Origin of the sequence: Pusillimonas sp. (assembly GCF_035515275.1) — a bacterium.
Classification (GTDB): domain Bacteria; phylum Pseudomonadota; class Gammaproteobacteria; order Burkholderiales; family Burkholderiaceae_B; genus Pusillimonas.
The window spans coordinates 1-17,003 of sequence record NZ_DATJBQ010000163.1 but is presented as its reverse complement, the minus strand read 5'-3'; the positions used below and the strand labels follow the sequence as shown (position 1 = coordinate 17,003).

The following is a 17,003-nucleotide window of genomic DNA, read 5'->3' as shown; positions in this document are numbered from 1 at the left end:
TCAAAGGCGCCCGCTTGTCCGAATCCCGAGGAGCGCAGCGACGAGGTTGAGTTCGGACGCCTCCGCCCAAATGAAGAAAATGCGGGCAGCTCGCCGAAGGACGAGCCGCGGGATGGGCCCGCCTTATAGGCCCCCGCCCCTGACCCGACTAAAGAACTCAAATAACATCAGCGCCGAAAATTCGGCAGTGTGGGCGTAAGCACATAACGCACTGAAATCCGCCCATCACTCCCGTAACGCCCGAATCTTCTCTTCCAGCCCTTCCCAAGCCGGCTTATCCGGCGCAAACCTCATCCTCAAATACTCAAGCAGCGTCTGCAACTGCTCATCGTTCATACTGTCGGCGAAGCCCGGCATGTAGCCGAGCTCGGCCGCGGCGGGGTTGTCGATGCCGTGCAGCAGGATTTGGATGGCGTTGTCGGGGTGGTCGCTATGCAGGTTGGTATTCAGGGCCAACGAGGGACGTGCACCGAATAACGGCGGGCCTTCGCGCGCGTCATGACACACCGCGCAGGCACCCTGGAAAAGGTTCTCGCCCGCCAGCGACAATACTCGTTGATCGTTGCGGCTGCGCTCTTCCAGCAGCGCTGCCTGCATGGCGGGGCTGGCTTCATTCGGGGCGGCGGCCAACGTCCCTAAGTAATGGGCCACAGCCCGCACATCTTGGTCGGGCATTTCGGCCATGCTTTGAATGACAGGCGCCATGGGGCCCGAGGCCACGCCGTGCAGCGGCGAATAGCCGGTGCGCAGATAGTTGTACAGCTCGTCTTCCGACCAGGGAATGGGCGCCTTTGACAACGCGTTCAAGGCAGGGGCCTCCCAGCCTTCGGCAAAGCCGCCCGCCAGAAAACTACCCTTGTCGGACTTTTCAGCGCCCAAGGCATTTCGTGGCGAGTGACAGGCTGCGCAGTGTCCCATGCTTTGAACCAGGTACGCACCCCGATTCCACAAAGTGGTTTGAGCGGGGTCGGGCTGATAGGTTTCGTCTTTGTGATACAGCAGATTCCAGCCCGCCAGCAACGGCCTTACGTTGTAGGGAAACCTTAAATCGGTGGGCTCGACCTGATTGTGTACAGGCTCCTGGACCATTAAGTAGGCATAAAGCGACTGCATGTCGGCGTCGGACATTTTTGCGAACGCCGTATACGGAAACGCCGGATACAGGTGGCGTCCGTCGCGGTGTATGCCTTGGCGCATGGCGCGCTCAAACGCAGCATACGACCAGTTGCCGATGCCGGTTTCTTTGTCGGGAGTGATGTTGGTGGTAACGATGGTGCCGAAGGGGGTGTCCAGCGCCAGGCCCCCGGCATTGGGTGTGCCCCCTTCGGCGGTATGACAGACCATGCAGTCGCCGGCGGCGGCCACCAGGCGGCCCCGCTCGATGGCGGCCGCTGAATAGATGGATGTGTCGACACTGGCCACGGGGGCGATGGCGGCGCGCCAAGGCATGGCGGCGACCAGCAGACTGCCCACCGCAGCCGCCAGCCCGCCCAGCAGCGCGTACCCGGTTCTCTTGTATCGGCGCCCGCTGTCGGCAAGCGCGAGTTGCTGCTTCAGTTGTTCGGCATCGAAGGGCGCCTCGCGCAGACGTATGCCGGTTGCATCGTGGATGGCGTTGGCAATGGCGGCGGCAGCCGGCAGCTCTGCTTCACGGCTCCATGCAAGGCCGGTGGGCCCCTGCTCGACCAGCTGCACATCGGGGCTGGATGCGGCGAGCGGGAAGTGGTTCTCGTCGTTACTTGCCCAGTCATCAAAGCTCGGTGAGTTTGGGAGCCAGCGTGTCGCTGCTTGGCGAACATCGTCTTGTATAAGCCTTGTTGCGCCTGTTTGGATCTGGCCGCCGTCGTGGCCTACCGTAAGCCCCGTCAGATTGATGGCTCCGGTAGCCGGATCGACAGCAACTTCGGCCACCCATGCCGACCAGACCTCGCGCGGGGGTTGCCGGCTTTGGTCAACAACGTGGGCATAGGCAAAACCTTTGCCCTGGTAGGCTTGCCTGCCGTTGCGATCGCGCTCGAACCATTTGGCACGCGACGCCACGGCGTTGATCAGATGGCGGCCGGTTTCGTCGCCCATGGCCTGCAGGCGAGCGTGGACCGGATCCAGGCCTTGCTGTTCACATGCTTCGTCGAAGAAAGACTCTTGTGCGAACACCTGCGCCGAGACGGGCAGGCCCTGTACCGAACCTTCCTGCAAGCCCGCCTTGTCGCTGGTCGTCGGGAACTGGGCTTGTTGCGGGGCATAGTCGGCCATGCGCAGCACCACATCGGGGGCGTAACAGACTTGCAAGCCGCACAATAAAGCCGCGATGGATGGGCGGCGGGCCAGCTGTTGTTGTGCCGAAACCGCCAGATTGGCAATGGGGGAATAGACCTTGCCTTGGGCTTGGGCCGCCGTATTGTCCGGGCTTCGGGCATCGGAGCAAGTGGCCGAAACCTCGATCCGCAGGGCTTCTGTGCCGGATGTCTGCGGGCGCTGCTGCACGCGCACGGGCTTGCCGCAGCCCAGGGCCAGTAGAGCGGCGTCAGCGGCCACGTCATAGCCTTCGGCTTGTGTCTGCCCATTGGCGATAATGTGCACCTGTTCAACTTGCAGGCTGCAAAGCTGAGCCAGCTCGCTGCGCAAGGTGTCTTTGTGACGCGTGTTCACCCAGACGGTGAGCGAGCTGTCGGCATGCTGCGCTATGGCCCAGGCCATGTCGGGGGCCGATGCAGCCGGCCACGTATATGCTTGGTAGAGTTGATCGCTGTTTGCTGCATCTGCGGCGACAGGGTTTGGTGATGTCAGGCTGCTGGGTCGGGCGTTGCTGCCAATCGCCGTACCCGATGCTAGGGGCATGGCCCAGCCCGCTTGCAGGCGGTTGCATGCCTGAAGTGCTTGTGCCGGCTGCGAGGCAATGGCCCCGACAAAGTCTTGCCGGATCATCACATTGACGACACCGGGCGTGCGCCGCGCTTCATCGATGTTCACCTGCGTCAGGCGGGCGCCGGTGTAGGCGGATCCGTTCCAGCAGAGCAGGGGCGGACGCAAGGTGACGCCATGCAGCAGTTGGCCGGCTGGGGGCATGGCAATGTCTGCCGAGCCGACATGGGGCAACGGGCTCGACCCCGCTCGATACACCGGGGCCGTCATGACTGGGCTTGTGCGGCCTGCCGGGCCGCCGCCATGATTTCAATATGCGTGCCGCAACGGCACAGGTTGAATTTAAGCTCGTTGCGAATCTGAGCTTCGGTAGGATGTGGGTTGCGATTAAGCAGCGCCTGCAGTGTCATGATCATGCCGTTAAGGCAGTAGCCGCACTGGGCACCTTGTTGCTCGATAAACGCCTTTTGTATGGGTGCCAGGTGTTCAAGGGTGCCCAGGCCCTCGAGGGTGGTTACCTCGTGGCCCACGGCACCCTTTACTGGAATGACGCAAGAGCGGGCCGCCACACCGTCGATCAACACGGTGCAGGCGCCGCATTCACCCAGGCCGCAGCCGAACTTGGGCCCGTTCAATTGCAGGTCGTTGCGCAACACATACAGCAGCGGCGTGTCGGGCTCGACCTGGATTGAATGTGTTTGTGTGTTGACGGTAAGGGTATGGGTCTCGGCTCGGTGTCTCATATTTGTTTTTAGGAGTGTTCGGGAATATCCACGAGCGGAACTTCGAACACATCATAGCCGAAGCACCAATCGGGGTTCTCGTTTGTGCGCAACCAGGTATTGTTGTGCGATACCAACTGGACTTTGCCGGCACGCTCGGCGCGATTGGCTTTGTATAGCTCGAACGCAGCCGTGTGGTCACTAAAGCCCAGCTCCTGAAAGCATCGTAGCAGCATGGCGGCGTCTTCGATAGCCATGGCGGCGCCTTGGGCCATATGCGGTTTCATGGGGTGGCAGGCGTCACCCAGCAATACCAGTCGTCCGCGGCTCCACAGCGGCAGCGGTTCGCGCTCCAGCAAGGGCCAGCGTGTCACCTCTTGAGTGCCTTCGATAAGTGCTTGCACCGACGAGTGCCAGCCTGCGAAAGTGGCACGCATTTCGTCTTTTGTGCAGGGCATCCAGCTTTTGCTCATGTCCCAGGTTTGTTCAGGCACGCCGGTGACGTAGTAGATTTCGTCGCGCTTGCTGGTAACGAAGTAAACCATCATGTGGCGATCGCCGGCCCACCATTTGCAGCACATGTCGAACGGCAAGCTGCCGCTGTCCTGCGGGGTATTGAACACAGCGCGGTGCGCCACATAGCCCGTGTACACCGGCTGTTCCGCTCCCAGCAGCGAGTCGCGAATTTTGGAGTTGATGCCGTCCGCGCCGATGACAATATCGGCGATGTCAGTCGTTCCGTCGGTAAAGGTGAGCAGAACGTCTTTGCCCCTGTCCTGAACCGTATCCAGTTTTTTGTTGAACTTGAGTATGCCGGCGGGCAGGGCGTCGGTCATCAGTTTGTGAAAGTCGCCCCGGTGTACGGTCAGGTACGACGCCCCATAGTGCGACAGGGCGTAGTCACCAAGCGGTATCTGGGCAAGGATCTCGCCGGTGATGCCGTCGCGGCTGTACCAGTAGTCGGGGTGGGCGCCGGTGCGATTGAGCTCGTCTTCGATACCGATGCGGCGCATGACCTTCATGACATTAGGCCCCAGGTGTATGCCTGCACCCATTCGAGCAAAGGCGGGTGCCTGCTCGTATAGGGTGACGTTCAGGCCGGCTTTGGCCATAAGGCCGGCGCATGCCGTGCCCCCGAGGCCTGCTCCGATAATGGCGATTTTTGGGCTGCGCTTCATGGTGTCTCTCCTGTTCGAGCGCCCCATCGGAACGCTTAATTAAAGTGTATACGCTTTAATTTTCCGGGTAAAGAATTTTTATGGGTTAGGAGTATCAGGGTTTTCTCCAGGGCTTTTAAAGTAGATTTTTTGCAAGAATTCGTATCTTTATTAGTGGTTTACCCTAGGTTTTGTGGCTTATATAACCGGCGCTGTTTATTGGAACGTGCTTTTGGAGTAAGGTGGTTAAATCAATGTATACCCTTAAATTCCCGCTTGTTTTTGGGTGTGCGAAACTGCAGTTTGAACATTGAAGAAAAAGGTACACGCTATGTCGGCGTTCGCTCAGCCCAAAGAACAGCTGCAAGCGCTTTTCGGACGACCGGGCAGCCTGCTGGTTACCCGCACCCCCGGCAAGGCGCCAAAGCCAGCGCCTCGCCAGCCGGGTATTGCCTCCGACTACCGCCAGCCCTACGACGATGTTTTTATTGCCTTGCTGGCCGAAGGGCGCGCTTGGGCATTTAACGGGCATGTCGATCTGGGCACCGGCGTACGCACTGCGCTGGCGCAAGTCGTGGCCGAAGAGCTCGACATCGCTTTCGATCAGGTCGGCATGATTCTCGGCCACACTTCGGCAACGCCCAATCAGGGGCCCACCATTGCCAGCGCTACCTTGCAGATATCGGCCGTGCCCTTGCGTCAGGCTGCGGCTCAGGCCCGGCATCATTTGTTGGCCAAGGCGGCACGGCAATGGGGGGTTCAGCCTGAGACCCTCTCGGTTGAAAACGCCCTGATTACCGCTGCCGACGGCAGAACGGTCACTTACTGGGCGTTGTTGCAGGGTGAGCAAGTGCTTATCGAGCACGACGCGCAGGTTGCTGTCAAGCCGGTATCCCGCTACAAGCTGGTGGGCACCTCGATGCCCAGGGTCGACATTCCCGCCAAGGCTACAGGCGGCCTGGTGTTCGTTCACGACGTCCGGGTACCCGGTATGTGGCATGCGCGGGTGGTGCGCCCTCCTTATGTCGGACGCGACAGCGGCAGTTTCGTAGGCCATAGCCTCATTTCCATCGATGAAACGTCGGTGAAGCACATTGCTGCCGACATTCGTGTCGTGGCCATTGGCGATTTCGTTGCGGTGGCTGCACAGCGTGAAGAGCACGCCATCAAGGCCGCCAAAGCCCTTAAAGTGGTCTGGAAGCAGCCGCCCGATCTGGTCGATCTGTCCGATCTGGATACGGCTTTGCGGGGTCACCCTTATGAAGAACGTGTGTTGCTGGAGCAAGAGCGGATAGGCGCCGAAACCCTTGCCGGCGCGACGTTGACGCGCAGCTACCTCTGGCCGTTTCAGATGCATGCTTCCGTAGGGCCCTCGTGTTCGGTCGCGCATTATCAAAAGGGCCACGTACGTGTCTGGTCCGGAAGCCAGAATCCGCACATGTTGCGGGTCGAGCTCAGCCGCCTGCTCCAGCTTGAAGAAGGCTGCATAGAGATTATTCGAATGGAGGCGTCCGGCTGCTACGGCCGCAACTGTGCCGACGACGTTTGTGCTGATGCCGTGCTGGTTTCGCGGGCCATTGGCAAGCCTGTGCGGGTGCAGTTAAGCCGCGAACAAGAGCATGGCTGGGAACCCAAAGGGGCGGCGCAGCTTATCGACATCCATGGCGGCCTTGACCAGCACGGCGAACTTCGTTCGTACGATTTCACCACGTGTTATCCCTCAAACGATGCGCCCACGCTGGCCCTGCTGCTGACCGGTGCCACCAGCGCCGAGCCTCGCATGCTCGAAATGGGAGACCGAACCTCGGTGCCGCCTTACAACTACCCGAACATGCGCATCGTATGCAACGACATGGCCGCCATAATCCGGTCGGCGTGGCTCAGGGGCGTATCGGCGCTGCCCAACTCGTTTGCCCACGACTCTTTCATTGATGAGCTTGCCGTCGCGGCCGGCCGCGACCCGGTCGAGTTTCGAGCAAGCAACTTTACAGACGAGCGTGCGCGCGATGTACTGCTTGAAACCGCGCGCCACGCGGGCTGGAATGCGGGGCAAGCAGGTTCGCGCGGCTGTCCCGACGCCAACGGCATGTTGCATGGTCGGGGTGTTGCCTATGCACGCTATACGCACAGCCGATTTCCGGGGTTTGGCGCGGCGTGGAACGCCTGGGTCATAGACCTGTCTGTTCACGTAGATACCGGCCGGGTCACTGTTACGCGGGTCGTGGTGGGGCAAGACACCGGCATGGTCGTCAACCCCGACGGGGTGCGGCATCAGATTCACGGCAACATCATTCAGATGCTTAGCCGCACGCTTAAAGAAGAGGTCGCCTTCAATGCCAAGGGCGTGGTCGACCTTGAATGGGGAGCCTACCCCATTATCTCGTTTACCGATATTCCGCCCATCGAAGTACTGTTGCTCGACCGCCAGACCGAGCCGCCCATGGGGGCGGGCGAATCTTCATCGGTGCCGGCGCCTGCGGCCATTGCCAACGCATTGTTCGATGCGACAGGCCTGCGCTTTCGTGCGGCGCCCTTTACCCCCGATAAGATCCTGGCAGCCCTGAAAGAAAACGCCCCGGCACAGGCGGCCGAGGCGTCGGCCTGATTATGGCACCAGGGCCAAGCCCAGCCTGACCTGTCCGGAGCTTTTCTGGTTATAACCCAGCAGGGTCTCTCCGTAACCCTTGAAATACTGCACGTGCAGGTACCCGTTCATATTCAGAAAGCTGCGGCGTAGCGGCCAGGCGGCCTCAACCTGCATGGCCGTTCGACCGCTTGCGCCCTGGCGATACAAGCCGGACAAAATCAGGCCGTTATCTTGTGCCCAGCGCAGTTTCCAATCGACATGCCCGGCATAGTCGGCGTAATCGTTATTTTCGTTTTTGGCGAAATAGGTCTTGATCCGAGGAGCAAAGGTCAGGGTGCTGCCCCCGCCGAATCGGTAGCGCAGCTCAGGCTGAATGAACACGTCGTTGAGCGAGCGCGAGTCGGTTCCACTTCGGCCGTTTGACTTATGTTCCACGCCCGAAGCCAGCCCGACATAAAACGGGCTGTGCTCTGATGGACTCCATACCTTTTCTTTGTGCCAGAAAAGACTAGGGTTATAGGTGACATCGACAAAAGGTTTCGAGTCTCCGTCCAGATCCCACAGCGCCAACTGGGTGTAGCCCAAGTAAAAGTGATTGAAAAAATGGGATTGAGCGGGGTCTTTGGGTGTAGACAAACGGTACTTGAAGCTGAGCTGAAAGCGCGCATTGGTGCCGTCGCGCTGTCCAACGTCAAGGTACACCGGTTCGTACGGAGAAATCGCGTTTCGGAAATTGTCGAAAGCCGCCAGCGTGCTGTCTTGCGTGTCGGGCGAGGCGGCCGACGTGGGGCGCGGCCCGCCTCTGGAGTCGGCGCCAAGCGCGGTTGCCACGGTATCGGGCAAGGGCGGGTCTTGGCTGGTGCCCACCGGGGCGGCACCGGCATCGATAATAGGAGTGTGTGCGGGGCTGCCCGCCACCACGCTGTGGGGTCCCGGCGTGGTATCGAGGGCCAACATTACAGGTTCGCCCTCGATATTCACCGCTTGCAGGCCCCGCGCTTCGGTTGGAACCACTGCTTGCCACGAAAACGCAGCAAAGTTGTTTACCGGCAAGTTCACCTGTTGCGCGGGTGCCTGCAGTTGGGCAAGACTGCGTATTACACGCCCCTGCTCATTGCGCCACTGCAGCACCAGGTTCGTTGGAGGCGTCCAGGTCAACGCGTTGTCGGTATCGTTGAACAATATGCCTTTGATCTGCACTGTTTCGCCGGGGGCCGCGTGGGCGGCATTCAACTGGTAGTTCATGCCTGCGGCGGCCGGCTGCGCGTGTAGGCCGGCCGCCAGCGCAAGCCAGCACAGTGCGTAGCCAAAGCGTGGGACAATAGCGGGTCGGCGGCGTAAGCTTGCCGGGACAAATGGGTGTGGGTTCATGGTTTAAAGCGGCGTTCAAGTTCTGTCGCTGCAAACTGTAGCACCCCTGTCTCATGGCATCGCTACCGCATGTAAGTATTTTCGCCGGCGAGTGTTTATTGGTAAATCAGCGCGCCGTTTTCGTGTTTTGGTCTGACACGCTAAAATGCGGGGCGCCATACCTGCGTCAGTAGCTCAGCTGGATAGAGCACGGGCCTTCTAAGCCTGAGGTCGGGGGTTCGAGACCCTCCTGACGCGCCATTTTTCAAGGGTTGCTGCGCGGCGCTTTCAGTTGGCTCCCGTCGACTGCACCGCTTCCTCTTTTCGTTCCGTCATCGGGCCTGCCAGTTCACGCAGGTCAATTTTTTGCGAAATGACTTTAGGAAAGAGCTCATCCTCCTCTTCCTTAACGTGATGTGCCACATATTCGCCCAGAACGATTACTTTTGCTTCGTACAGGTCATCCTTGATGCTCATGCCTTGAATTTGAGCAATGAGCTCTTTGGCGCTGGCGTGCTCAACAAGGGCTTCATTGAGCAAGTCTCCAAAGAGTTCTGAGTTCTGCTCTCGAAGAAACGGATAGAAAACTTCTTCCTCGATCGTGGTGTGGATGGTTAGTTCCGTACAGACCTCGCGCGCCAGTTTTTCTTTGGCCGATTCGTTCTTTTCGGCCTCGAAATCCTTGAACAGTTTTTTTGCTTTCTTGTGGTCATCCAGCAAAAGACTCAGCACTTCCTTTTGGGCGACGGGTATTTGTGATTTATTCATGACAGGCTCTCTCGGTAGGTTGCCGGGCAATCCAGCGGGCGCGAAGACCAGCAATCGCCATGCCTTGAAGGCACGGCCTAGGATCTGCCGGCAGCTCCCCCCTGCTGGAAAACCCCTGTTTTCTTGCCCAATGTCTTGAAACGCTTGGGGTAAACGGCTTTAATCGACAAGGCCGTTTACTGCTTGCCGCATGCGCGGCGGCGTTTCATCACAATAAGCACAGGAGGTTGGCATGGCGTATTCCTTTCCCGATTCCGACGGGCTGCGGTTTATAGGCGAAGACCTGGGTATTGAACTGACCCAGTCTGAAGCAGACAGCTACCACGAGTATCTCAGCGCACTTACCCCGGCATTTCGCATGATCGAAAAACTGGCGGATCCCGCGCCTGTCGTCAAATATCCGCGTACGCCCGGCTACCAGCCCGAAGGCGCCGACAACCCTCATAACGCCTGGTATTACAAAACCAGCATCAAGGGCGCTGCGCGAGGCAAATTGCGCGGTAAGCGCATCGCGGTCAAGGACAACGTAATGGTCGCGGGTGTGCCCATGACCAACGGGGCGTCGGTGCTTGAAGGCTATGTACCTGAAACCGACGCCACCATTGTTACCCGCATGCTCGACGCCGGAGCCGAAATTGCCGGCAAGTCGGTGTGCGAATACCTGTGTTTTGCCACCAATAGCGCAACGGCCAATACCGGCCCGGTCGACAACCCCCGCGCGCCAGGGCATACCACGGGCGGCTCCAGCAACGGTAGCGCTGCGCTGGTTGCAGCGCATGAAGTCGACATGGCTATCGGAGCCGACCAGGCAGGTTCCATACGCATGCCTGCTTCATTTTGCGGCATCGTCGGCCACAAGCCAACCTATGGCCTGGTGCCCTATACGGGCGCGCTTGGCATTGAATACTCGTTTGATCACCTGGGCCCCATGGCGGATACGGTCGAAGACTGCGCCTTGCTGCTCGAGGTCATTGCGGGCGATGACGGCATTGACGGGCGCCAAAAGGGCGTGCGTACACAACCCTACACCAAGGCATTGGGCAAGGGTGTAAAGGGCCTGCGTATCGGGGTGGTGCAAGAAGGATTCGGGCGTCCCGAGTCTGAAGCCGGCGTCGATGAATCGGTGCGCGCTGCAGCCAAGCGGCTGCAAGATCAAGGGGCCATCGTCGATCTTATTTCCATTCCGTGGCACAACATTGGTTCGGCGCTTTGGCTGCCTATCGGCATCGAGGGTTCGTACCATAACCTCGTGCATGCACACGGTGTCGGGTATGGCGTCAATGGGGCTTACTCGTTGTCGTTCATGCGGGCCATGTCGGGCTGGACCAGCCACGCCAACGAACTTGCACCCACCATCAAGGGTACTTTGCTGACCGGTGAGGTGCTTAACCGGCATGGCGGGCGTTTGTACGCGAAGGCTCGCAATCTGGTGCGTCGGCTTAGGTCCGAGTACGACGCCTGGCTTGAAAAGTACGACGTACTTCTGATGCCCACCACGCCCATGACAGCCGAAGAGTTAGTGTCCGAAGACGCCCCACCCAAAGACGTGCTGCACGCAAGCTGGGGTCCATTGAACAACACCTGCCCGTTCGACCTTACCGGCCATCCGGCCATATCGGTATGTTGCGGAACTTCCGACGGCAAGCCGGTGGGCCTGATGTTTGTCGGTCGCCACTTCGAAGATGCAACGGTGTTCCAGGCGGCCGACGCCGCTCATCAGCAGCAAGGCTGATCGCTTAACTCCTGAATGTCCAAGGCCGGCTATAACGCCGGCCTTGTTGTTTGGGGCTAGCGGCCATGGTGCCGCCCCCGTATTGCGAGTAGCCGGCGCATCAACCGGTGAACAGTTCGGCAGGCAGGTGCTTCATGGCCTCATAGGTCATGCCGATATGTTCGGACAATACCCGGCAAGCCGTGTCGGCGTCGTGGGCCAATGCCGCATCAAGTATGGCCTGGTGCTCGCCATGTACGTCCCGGGGAATAGGTTTGCGCATAATTGCCAACCGCCGATAGCGTTCGGCCTGCTGATACAAAATGGCCAGAAAATGCCTGATCCACGCAGACGTGCAGGCGCTGATCAGGGCTTGGTGGAACTCGCGATTGCGGTCTTCCCATTCGTCGAAATAATCAGCGTGCTCATCCAGCCGCTTTTCAGCACGATCGAGCCGGTGAAACGCCGCTACCAGCCGGCTTTCCCAAACGTCATCGCCTTGCTGCATTGATTGTCGCAGGGCTTCGCATTCGAGCAAGATGCGGGTTTGGGTAATGTCGTGGAAGTCGGCCATTGACATGGGTTTGACATGAAACCCGCGCTGGTCCTGGGCAACGACCAAGGCGTCTGACACCAGCAGCGCCAGGGCTTCTCGCATGGTGCCTGCCCCGACACCGTATGAATCTTTCAGATGTTCGACCCGCAACTTGGCCCCGGGTGCGAGCCGGCCTTCGATGATGTCGCGGCGCAAGCTGTGATAGGCCGCGCCAACCAGTGTTTTTGAGCCATTGCCGTTACTGACGGGCGTATCGGCCTCGGCGGACGGCGAAAGAGGGGGGGCGACGGGACGATCCATGGCGATCAGGGGAAAAATGGGGCTATTAACCTCGATAACGCTATATTCTACATGAGTGGCCGACTTTATTTATATTTTTATTAAATCTCGATAAAATGAGTTGACGCCGATATTTCGCCGATTTATCCTACCGAATATCAATCGCATCATTGGTCAACCGATAGCGGCAGCCCCAAAAGGCACAAGGAGACAAAATGATTAATCTGCATGACATTCGGTATGTACGGTTGGGCACACCCGATCTGGACGCCGCCGTTAAATATGCAACTGATTTGCTTGGGTTAGAGGTGGCGCGCCGCGAAGACAAGGCGGTGTATTTTCGTTCCGACAGCCGTGATCACACCTTGTGCTATTTCGAAGGCGATCCTCAAGACCATACTTCGGCCTTCGAGGTCGATACCGCCCAAGAGCTCGACGGCGCGGCAGCCGTGCTCGAGGCCAAAGGCTATAAGGTCAGCAAAGGAAGCGCCGAACAGGCCGAGCAGCGCTATGTGCGCGAGTTCATCAATTTCAAAGACCCGTCGGGCAACAGCATCGATCTGGTCTATGCCCCGCATCACAGCGGGCGCCGCTACTTTCCATCGCGAGATGCCGGCATTACCGGCTTCAGCCACATCGGCCTGCGTACGCTTGACGCTCGTCGCGATGAAGCCTTCTGGACCAGCCTGCTAGGCGCCAAGGTAAGCGACCGCATCGGCGAGGCTCCTTTGCTGCGTATCGACGAAGTCCATCACAAGGTTGCGCTTTTTCCGTCGTCATACCCGGGTGTGCAGCACATCAATCACCAGGTTGAAAGCATTGATGACATCATGCGCGCGTACTACATCATGCTCGAGCGCAATATTCCCATTCGGTTCGGGCCAGGGCGCCATCCCACTTCCGGCGCCATGTTCCTGTATTTTGATGGACCCGACGGCATGATCTACGAGTACTCCACAGGGGTGCGCCTGATCACCGAAGAAGACGAAAAAACCTATCGGCCGCGTAATTTCCCCGGCGTTCCGTCGTCATTTTGCATGTGGGGCGCCAAGCCCGACATTCCGGAGTTCAAGAAGTGACACAGCCAGGCTCTGCACCCGTCGTACAGGCCGGGCAACAACAATTGGTGCGCCAGGCTGCGCGCGCCCTCGCGCGTGCGCAACTGGTTCACGCTTATGGACACTGCAGCATGCGCCTGGGCGAACGGCATTTTCTGGTGTGCGCCGCCAAGCCGATGGGCCTTATCACGACGGAAGACGGTACGGTGGTGCCCATCGACGGCGAGCTGCCCGAAGGCGTGCTGGGCGAAGTGCGCATCCATCAACAAATATATCAGCGTCGTCCCGAAGTGGGCGGTGTCGTGCGCAGTATGCCCAAAGACGTCATGACCTTGTCCGCTGCCGGCATTACGCCTGCGTCACGTCACGGCATGGGCGCTTATTTTTCGCCCGGCGTGCCGCTGTGGAACGACGTGCAACTAATACGCAGCGAGCAGCAAGCGCAAGGCGTGGCCGACGCCATGGGTCAGTCGGCGGCTGTCGTCATGCGGGGTAATGGCGCGGTGGTGGCGGCCGAGTCGCTCGAGAAGGCTACGGCGCTTACCTGGTACCTCGAAGACGCGGCACGCATCGAGCTTCAATTGCGAAGCGCGGGGCTCGCTTCCAACGATGGTGTCTTGGCACATCAGGCGGCGACACAGCGTGCCACCAGTGCCGGCCGAATTTTTGAACGCATGTGGGAATACATGGTTGCCGGCGATATCGAATCCGGCGCTTTTATCAACGAGAACGCTCAATGAACGAATTTAAGAACTTCATCAACGGTAAATGGGTTACTTCTGAAAAAACCTTCGAGAAACGCAACCCTGTAGATAACAGCCTGATCGGCATGGTTCACGAAGCTAATGCGAAGCAGGTGGACGAGGCCGTGCGAGCCGCGCGCGCCGCTCTGAACGGCCCTTGGGCAAAGCTCAAGACCCAGCAGCGGGTCGATCTGCTCTATGCGCTGGTCGATGGAATCGAGCGCCGCTTCGACGATTTCCTTGACGCTGAAATCAAAGACACAGGCAAGCCATACTCTTTGGCAAGCCACATCGACATTCCCCGCGGCGCAGCCAACTTCAAGGTTTTTGCCGACCTTATTCGCAATATTCCGACTGAAACCTTCCCCATGGATACGCCTGACGGCGGCCGCGCCCTGAACTACGGCGTTCGCGTGCCACGTGGGGTTATCGGTGTTGTTTGCCCGTGGAACCTGCCTTTGCTGCTCATGACCTGGAAGGTCGGCCCTGCGCTGGCTTGCGGCAACACTGTGGTGGTCAAGCCTTCGGAAGAAACCCCGGCTACCGCCACCCTGCTGGGCGAGGTCATGAACGAGGTCGGAATGCCGGCCGGCGTGTACAACGTGGTGCACGGCTTCGGTCCCGATTCTGCAGGCCAGTTCCTGACCGAACACCCTGACGTGGACGGCATTACCTTTACGGGTGAAACCGGCACGGGCGAAGTCATTATGAAGGCCGCTGCCAAGGGTGTGCGCCCGGTGTCGTTTGAACTGGGTGGAAAGAACCCGGGTATTGTCTTTGCCGACGCCGATTTTGATAAAGCCGTGGCCGGCATTGCTCGATCGGCGTTCGAGAACACCGGTCAAGTGTGCCTGGGAACCGAAAGGGTCTATGTACAACGCCCCATTTTCGAGCGTTTTGTGGCTGCCCTTAAAGAAAAGGCCGAGTCATTCAAGCTGGCCAACCCCTACGACGAAGGCATGAACTTCGGCCCCCTGGTGTCGCAAATCCATCGCAAGAAGGTCTTGAGCTATTTTGACAAGGCACGTGAAGAGGGCGCAGTGGTCGTTACCGGCGGCGGGGTTCCCAATATGCCGGCCCCGATGGATCAGGGCGCCTGGGTGCAGCCCACCATCTGGACGGGCCTGCCCGAAAGCTCGCCCGTCATTCGCGAAGAGATCTTCGGGCCTTGCTGTCATATTGCGCCGTTCGACACCGAAGAAGAAGTCATCGCCCTGGCCAACGACACGGCATACGGCCTGGCTGCCACAGTCTGGACGCAAGACCTGGGTACCGCGCATCGCCTTGGCGCAGCGCTTAATGTGGGCCTGTGCTGGATCAACTCCTGGTTCCTGCGCGACCTGCGCACATCCTTCGGCGGCGCCAAGCAGTCGGGTATCGGACGCGAAGGCGGTGTGCACTCCATGGAGTTCTATACTGAATTGCGTAACGTCTGCATCAAGCTCTAGGACCCTCATGAACGAACAAAAAATCCAACAGTACGGCGACGCCCTCTACCAGGCCTTGCTTGACCGCAAGGCGGTCGAACCGCTAACCACGACCGAGCCCGACATCACCATTCAAGATGCCTACCGCATTCAGCTGCGCATGATAGAGCGGCGCTTGCAGTCAGGCACTGAACAGGTCATTGGCAAGAAAATCGGGGTCACCAGCCGCGCCGTCATGGACATGCTCAAGGTCGATCAGCCCGATTTCGGGCACCTTACTTCGTCCATGGTGTACGGCGACGGTGCGGCCATTGCCGCCGATTCGCTTATTGCGCCCAAGGCCGAAGGCGAAATCGCCTTCGTGCTCAAGCACGACTTGTGCGGCCCTGGCATTACCAACGCCGATGTGCTGCGCGCCACCGAGTACGTGCTGCCTTGTTTTGAAATCGTCGATTCCCGCATACGTGACTGGAAGATCCGCATCCAGGATACGGTGGCCGACAACGCTTCCTCCGGGGTCTTTGTGCTGGGTGACGCCGCGGCCGATCCGCGCAAGATCGATCTGGCGGTCGTGGGCATGACCCTCGAAAAAAACGGCGACGTCGTAGCCACCGGCGCGGGTGCCGCCGCCTTGGGCCATCCGCTTAACGCCGTTACCTGGCTGGCCAACACTCTGGGCGAATTGGGCATGTCGCTGCGCGCGGGCGAAGTCATTTTGTCGGGCTCACTGGCCGCAATGGTTCCGGTGCAGGCGGGCGACAATTTGCGCGTAAGCCTGGGCGGAATCGGCTCGGTCGGCGTGCGGTTTATTTAAAGATTTATAGGCAAGGATCATGGCGCTAGATAAGGCAACCATACAAAAACTCGCGGTCCATCTGGACGAGGCCGAGATGCAATGCAAAGAGGTCGTCAAGATTACCGACGATCACCCTGATATGGATTGGGACGACGCCTACGCCGTGCAGGATGCACTGCGGGCAATTAAAACTTCGCGAGGCGTACGCATTGCCGGGCTGAAAATGGGCCTTACCTCGCACGCCAAAATGAAGCAAATGGGTGTGGTCGACCCGGTACGAGGCTTTCTTACCGACTACGGCATGCTGGCCGACGGGGGCGAGTGCGATACCTCGACGCTTATTCACCCCAAGGTCGAGGCCGAGATCGCCTTCGTTACCAATAAGCCGTTAAAAGGGCCCGGATGTCATATTGGCACGGTACTGGCCGCCACTGATTTCATCTTGCCCGGCATTGAAGTCATCGACTCCCGCTATAAAGACTTCAAGTTCGACCTTAAAAGCGTGGTTGCCGACAACACCTCGGCGGCGCGTTATGTGGTGGGCGGCAACGCCCGCAGCGCCATGGGCATCGACCTTAAAAACCTGGGCGTGGTCATGGAAAAGAACGGCGAGGTCGTCGCGACCGCAGCGGGTTCCGCAGTGCTGGGTCACCCGGCCCAAAGCGTCGCCATGCTGGCCAATATGCTGGGCGCCCGCGGCGAAGAGATTCCCGCCGGTACCTTGATTCTTACCGGGGGCGTAACCGAAGCCGTAGCGGTCGGCAAGGGCGACAACATCACAGTGCGCTATCAGCACCTGGGCTCGCTGTCGCTGCGTTTCGTGTAGCGGTCCTGAATACAGACAAAGGAAACTGACATGTCACAAGCAGGCAAAATCAAAGTCGGCATCATCGGCTCGGGCAATATCGGCACCGACCTCATGATCAAGGTGCTGCGCCAAAGCCAAAGCCTTGAAATGGCCGCCATGGTGGGTATCGACCCCAAGTC

Annotated in this window: 13 protein-coding genes, 1 tRNA gene and 1 pseudogene; 9 read left to right on the top strand and 6 right to left on the bottom strand. The window is 59.3% G+C overall.

Going from position 1 to position 17,003, the window contains the following annotated elements; translation table 11 throughout:
- Positions 1-225: 225 nt before the first annotated feature.
- From VL003_RS12035 to VL003_RS12025, 3 genes are all read right to left on the bottom strand, one after another.
- On the bottom strand, positions 226-3,066 hold the full coding sequence (locus tag VL003_RS12035) for a c-type cytochrome (RefSeq protein ID WP_325442801.1): 2,841 nt from the start codon (positions 3,064-3,066) through the stop codon (positions 226-228).
- Positions 3,067-3,128: 62 nt separating this feature from the next.
- Entirely contained in the window at positions 3,129-3,605 is a 477-nt protein-coding gene (locus VL003_RS12030) for a (2Fe-2S)-binding protein (protein WP_325442799.1), read from the bottom strand.
- 8 nt (positions 3,606-3,613) lie between these two features.
- Positions 3,614-4,762, bottom strand: a complete 1,149-nt coding sequence (locus VL003_RS12025; RefSeq protein ID WP_325442797.1) for an FAD-dependent monooxygenase — start codon at positions 4,760-4,762, stop codon at positions 3,614-3,616.
- Positions 4,763-5,072: 310 nt separating this feature from the next.
- Between VL003_RS12025 and VL003_RS12020 the strand changes: the two genes are divergently transcribed.
- Positions 5,073-7,346, top strand: coding sequence for a xanthine dehydrogenase family protein molybdopterin-binding subunit (locus VL003_RS12020; protein ID WP_325442795.1), 2,274 nt, complete (start codon positions 5,073-5,075; stop codon positions 7,344-7,346).
- Here VL003_RS12020 and VL003_RS12015 read toward each other — a convergent pair whose 3' ends face one another.
- Positions 7,347-8,699: a phospholipase A gene (locus tag VL003_RS12015; protein ID WP_325442793.1), complete on the bottom strand. Its 1,353-nt coding sequence runs from the start codon at positions 8,697-8,699 to the stop codon at positions 7,347-7,349.
- Between the two features lie 163 nt (positions 8,700-8,862).
- On the opposite strand from VL003_RS12015, the gene VL003_RS12010 reads away from it, so the two are divergent.
- A tRNA-Arg gene (locus VL003_RS12010) sits at positions 8,863-8,939 on the top strand.
- A gap of 27 nt (positions 8,940-8,966) precedes the next feature.
- On the opposite strand, the gene VL003_RS12005 is transcribed toward VL003_RS12010, so the two are convergent.
- Positions 8,967-9,446, bottom strand: coding sequence for a hemerythrin domain-containing protein (locus VL003_RS12005; protein ID WP_325442791.1), 480 nt, complete (start codon positions 9,444-9,446; stop codon positions 8,967-8,969).
- Positions 9,447-9,678: 232 nt separating this feature from the next.
- On the opposite strand from VL003_RS12005, the gene VL003_RS12000 reads away from it, so the two are divergent.
- On the top strand, positions 9,679-11,178 hold the full coding sequence (locus tag VL003_RS12000; RefSeq protein ID WP_325442789.1) for an amidase: 1,500 nt from the start codon (positions 9,679-9,681) through the stop codon (positions 11,176-11,178).
- Between the two features lie 100 nt (positions 11,179-11,278).
- Here VL003_RS12000 and VL003_RS11995 read toward each other — a convergent pair whose 3' ends face one another.
- On the bottom strand, positions 11,279-12,013 hold the full coding sequence (locus VL003_RS11995) for a GntR family transcriptional regulator (RefSeq protein ID WP_325442788.1): 735 nt from the start codon (positions 12,011-12,013) through the stop codon (positions 11,279-11,281).
- Between the two features lie 194 nt (positions 12,014-12,207).
- Here VL003_RS11995 and VL003_RS11990 point away from each other — a divergent pair, with 194 nt between their 5' ends.
- The 6 genes and pseudogenes from VL003_RS11990 to VL003_RS11965 all read left to right on the top strand — a co-directional run.
- The gene (locus VL003_RS11990) at positions 12,208-13,071 is read left to right on the top strand and encodes a VOC family protein (protein WP_325442786.1); all 864 of its coding nucleotides are present in this window, start codon (positions 12,208-12,210) and stop codon (positions 13,069-13,071) included.
- The gene (locus VL003_RS11985; RefSeq protein WP_325442784.1) at positions 13,068-13,790 is read left to right on the top strand and encodes a class II aldolase/adducin family protein; all 723 of its coding nucleotides are present in this window, start codon (positions 13,068-13,070) and stop codon (positions 13,788-13,790) included. Before VL003_RS11990 ends, VL003_RS11985 begins: the two co-directional genes overlap by 4 nt.
- The gene (locus VL003_RS11980; protein WP_325442782.1) at positions 13,787-15,241 is read left to right on the top strand and encodes a 2-hydroxymuconic semialdehyde dehydrogenase; all 1,455 of its coding nucleotides are present in this window, start codon (positions 13,787-13,789) and stop codon (positions 15,239-15,241) included. The genes VL003_RS11985 and VL003_RS11980 overlap by 4 nt, the downstream gene beginning before the upstream one ends.
- 7 nt (positions 15,242-15,248) lie before the next feature.
- A complete protein-coding gene (dmpE, locus tag VL003_RS11975) occupies positions 15,249-16,034 on the top strand; it encodes a 2-oxopent-4-enoate hydratase (protein ID WP_325442780.1) in 786 nt (261 codons plus the stop codon).
- A 19-nt stretch (positions 16,035-16,053) separates the two neighbouring features.
- Complete coding sequence (gene dmpH / locus VL003_RS11970) at positions 16,054-16,842, top strand: 2-oxo-3-hexenedioate decarboxylase (protein ID WP_325442778.1); 789 nt, start codon at positions 16,054-16,056, stop codon at positions 16,840-16,842.
- A gap of 30 nt (positions 16,843-16,872) precedes the next feature.
- A pseudogene (locus tag VL003_RS11965) lies at positions 16,873-17,003 on the top strand (acetaldehyde dehydrogenase (acetylating)); the annotation flags it as partial.

Coding starts and splice junctions, on each gene's coding strand:
- VL003_RS12015 (WP_325442793.1), bottom strand. CDS start 8,699: ATGAACCCACACCCATTTGTCCCGGCAAGCTTACGCCGCCGACCCGCT.
- VL003_RS12025 (WP_325442797.1), bottom strand. CDS start 4,762: ATGAAGCGCAGCCCAAAAATCGCCATTATCGGAGCAGGCCTCGGGGGC.
- VL003_RS11995 (WP_325442788.1), bottom strand. CDS start 12,013: ATGGATCGTCCCGTCGCCCCCCCTCTTTCGCCGTCCGCCGAGGCCGAT.
- VL003_RS12030 (WP_325442799.1), bottom strand. CDS start 3,605: ATGAGACACCGAGCCGAGACCCATACCCTTACCGTCAACACACAAACA.
- VL003_RS12035 (WP_325442801.1), bottom strand. CDS start 3,066: ATGCCCCCAGCCGGCCAACTGCTGCATGGCGTCACCTTGCGTCCGCCC.
- dmpH (WP_325442778.1), top strand. CDS start 16,054: ATGGCGCTAGATAAGGCAACCATACAAAAACTCGCGGTCCATCTGGAC.
- VL003_RS12000 (WP_325442789.1), top strand. CDS start 9,679: ATGGCGTATTCCTTTCCCGATTCCGACGGGCTGCGGTTTATAGGCGAA.
- VL003_RS11990 (WP_325442786.1), top strand. CDS start 12,208: ATGATTAATCTGCATGACATTCGGTATGTACGGTTGGGCACACCCGAT.
- VL003_RS11980 (WP_325442782.1), top strand. CDS start 13,787: ATGAACGAATTTAAGAACTTCATCAACGGTAAATGGGTTACTTCTGAA.
- dmpE (WP_325442780.1), top strand. CDS start 15,249: ATGAACGAACAAAAAATCCAACAGTACGGCGACGCCCTCTACCAGGCC.
- VL003_RS12005 (WP_325442791.1), bottom strand. CDS start 9,446: ATGAATAAATCACAAATACCCGTCGCCCAAAAGGAAGTGCTGAGTCTT.
- VL003_RS12020 (WP_325442795.1), top strand. CDS start 5,073: ATGTCGGCGTTCGCTCAGCCCAAAGAACAGCTGCAAGCGCTTTTCGGA.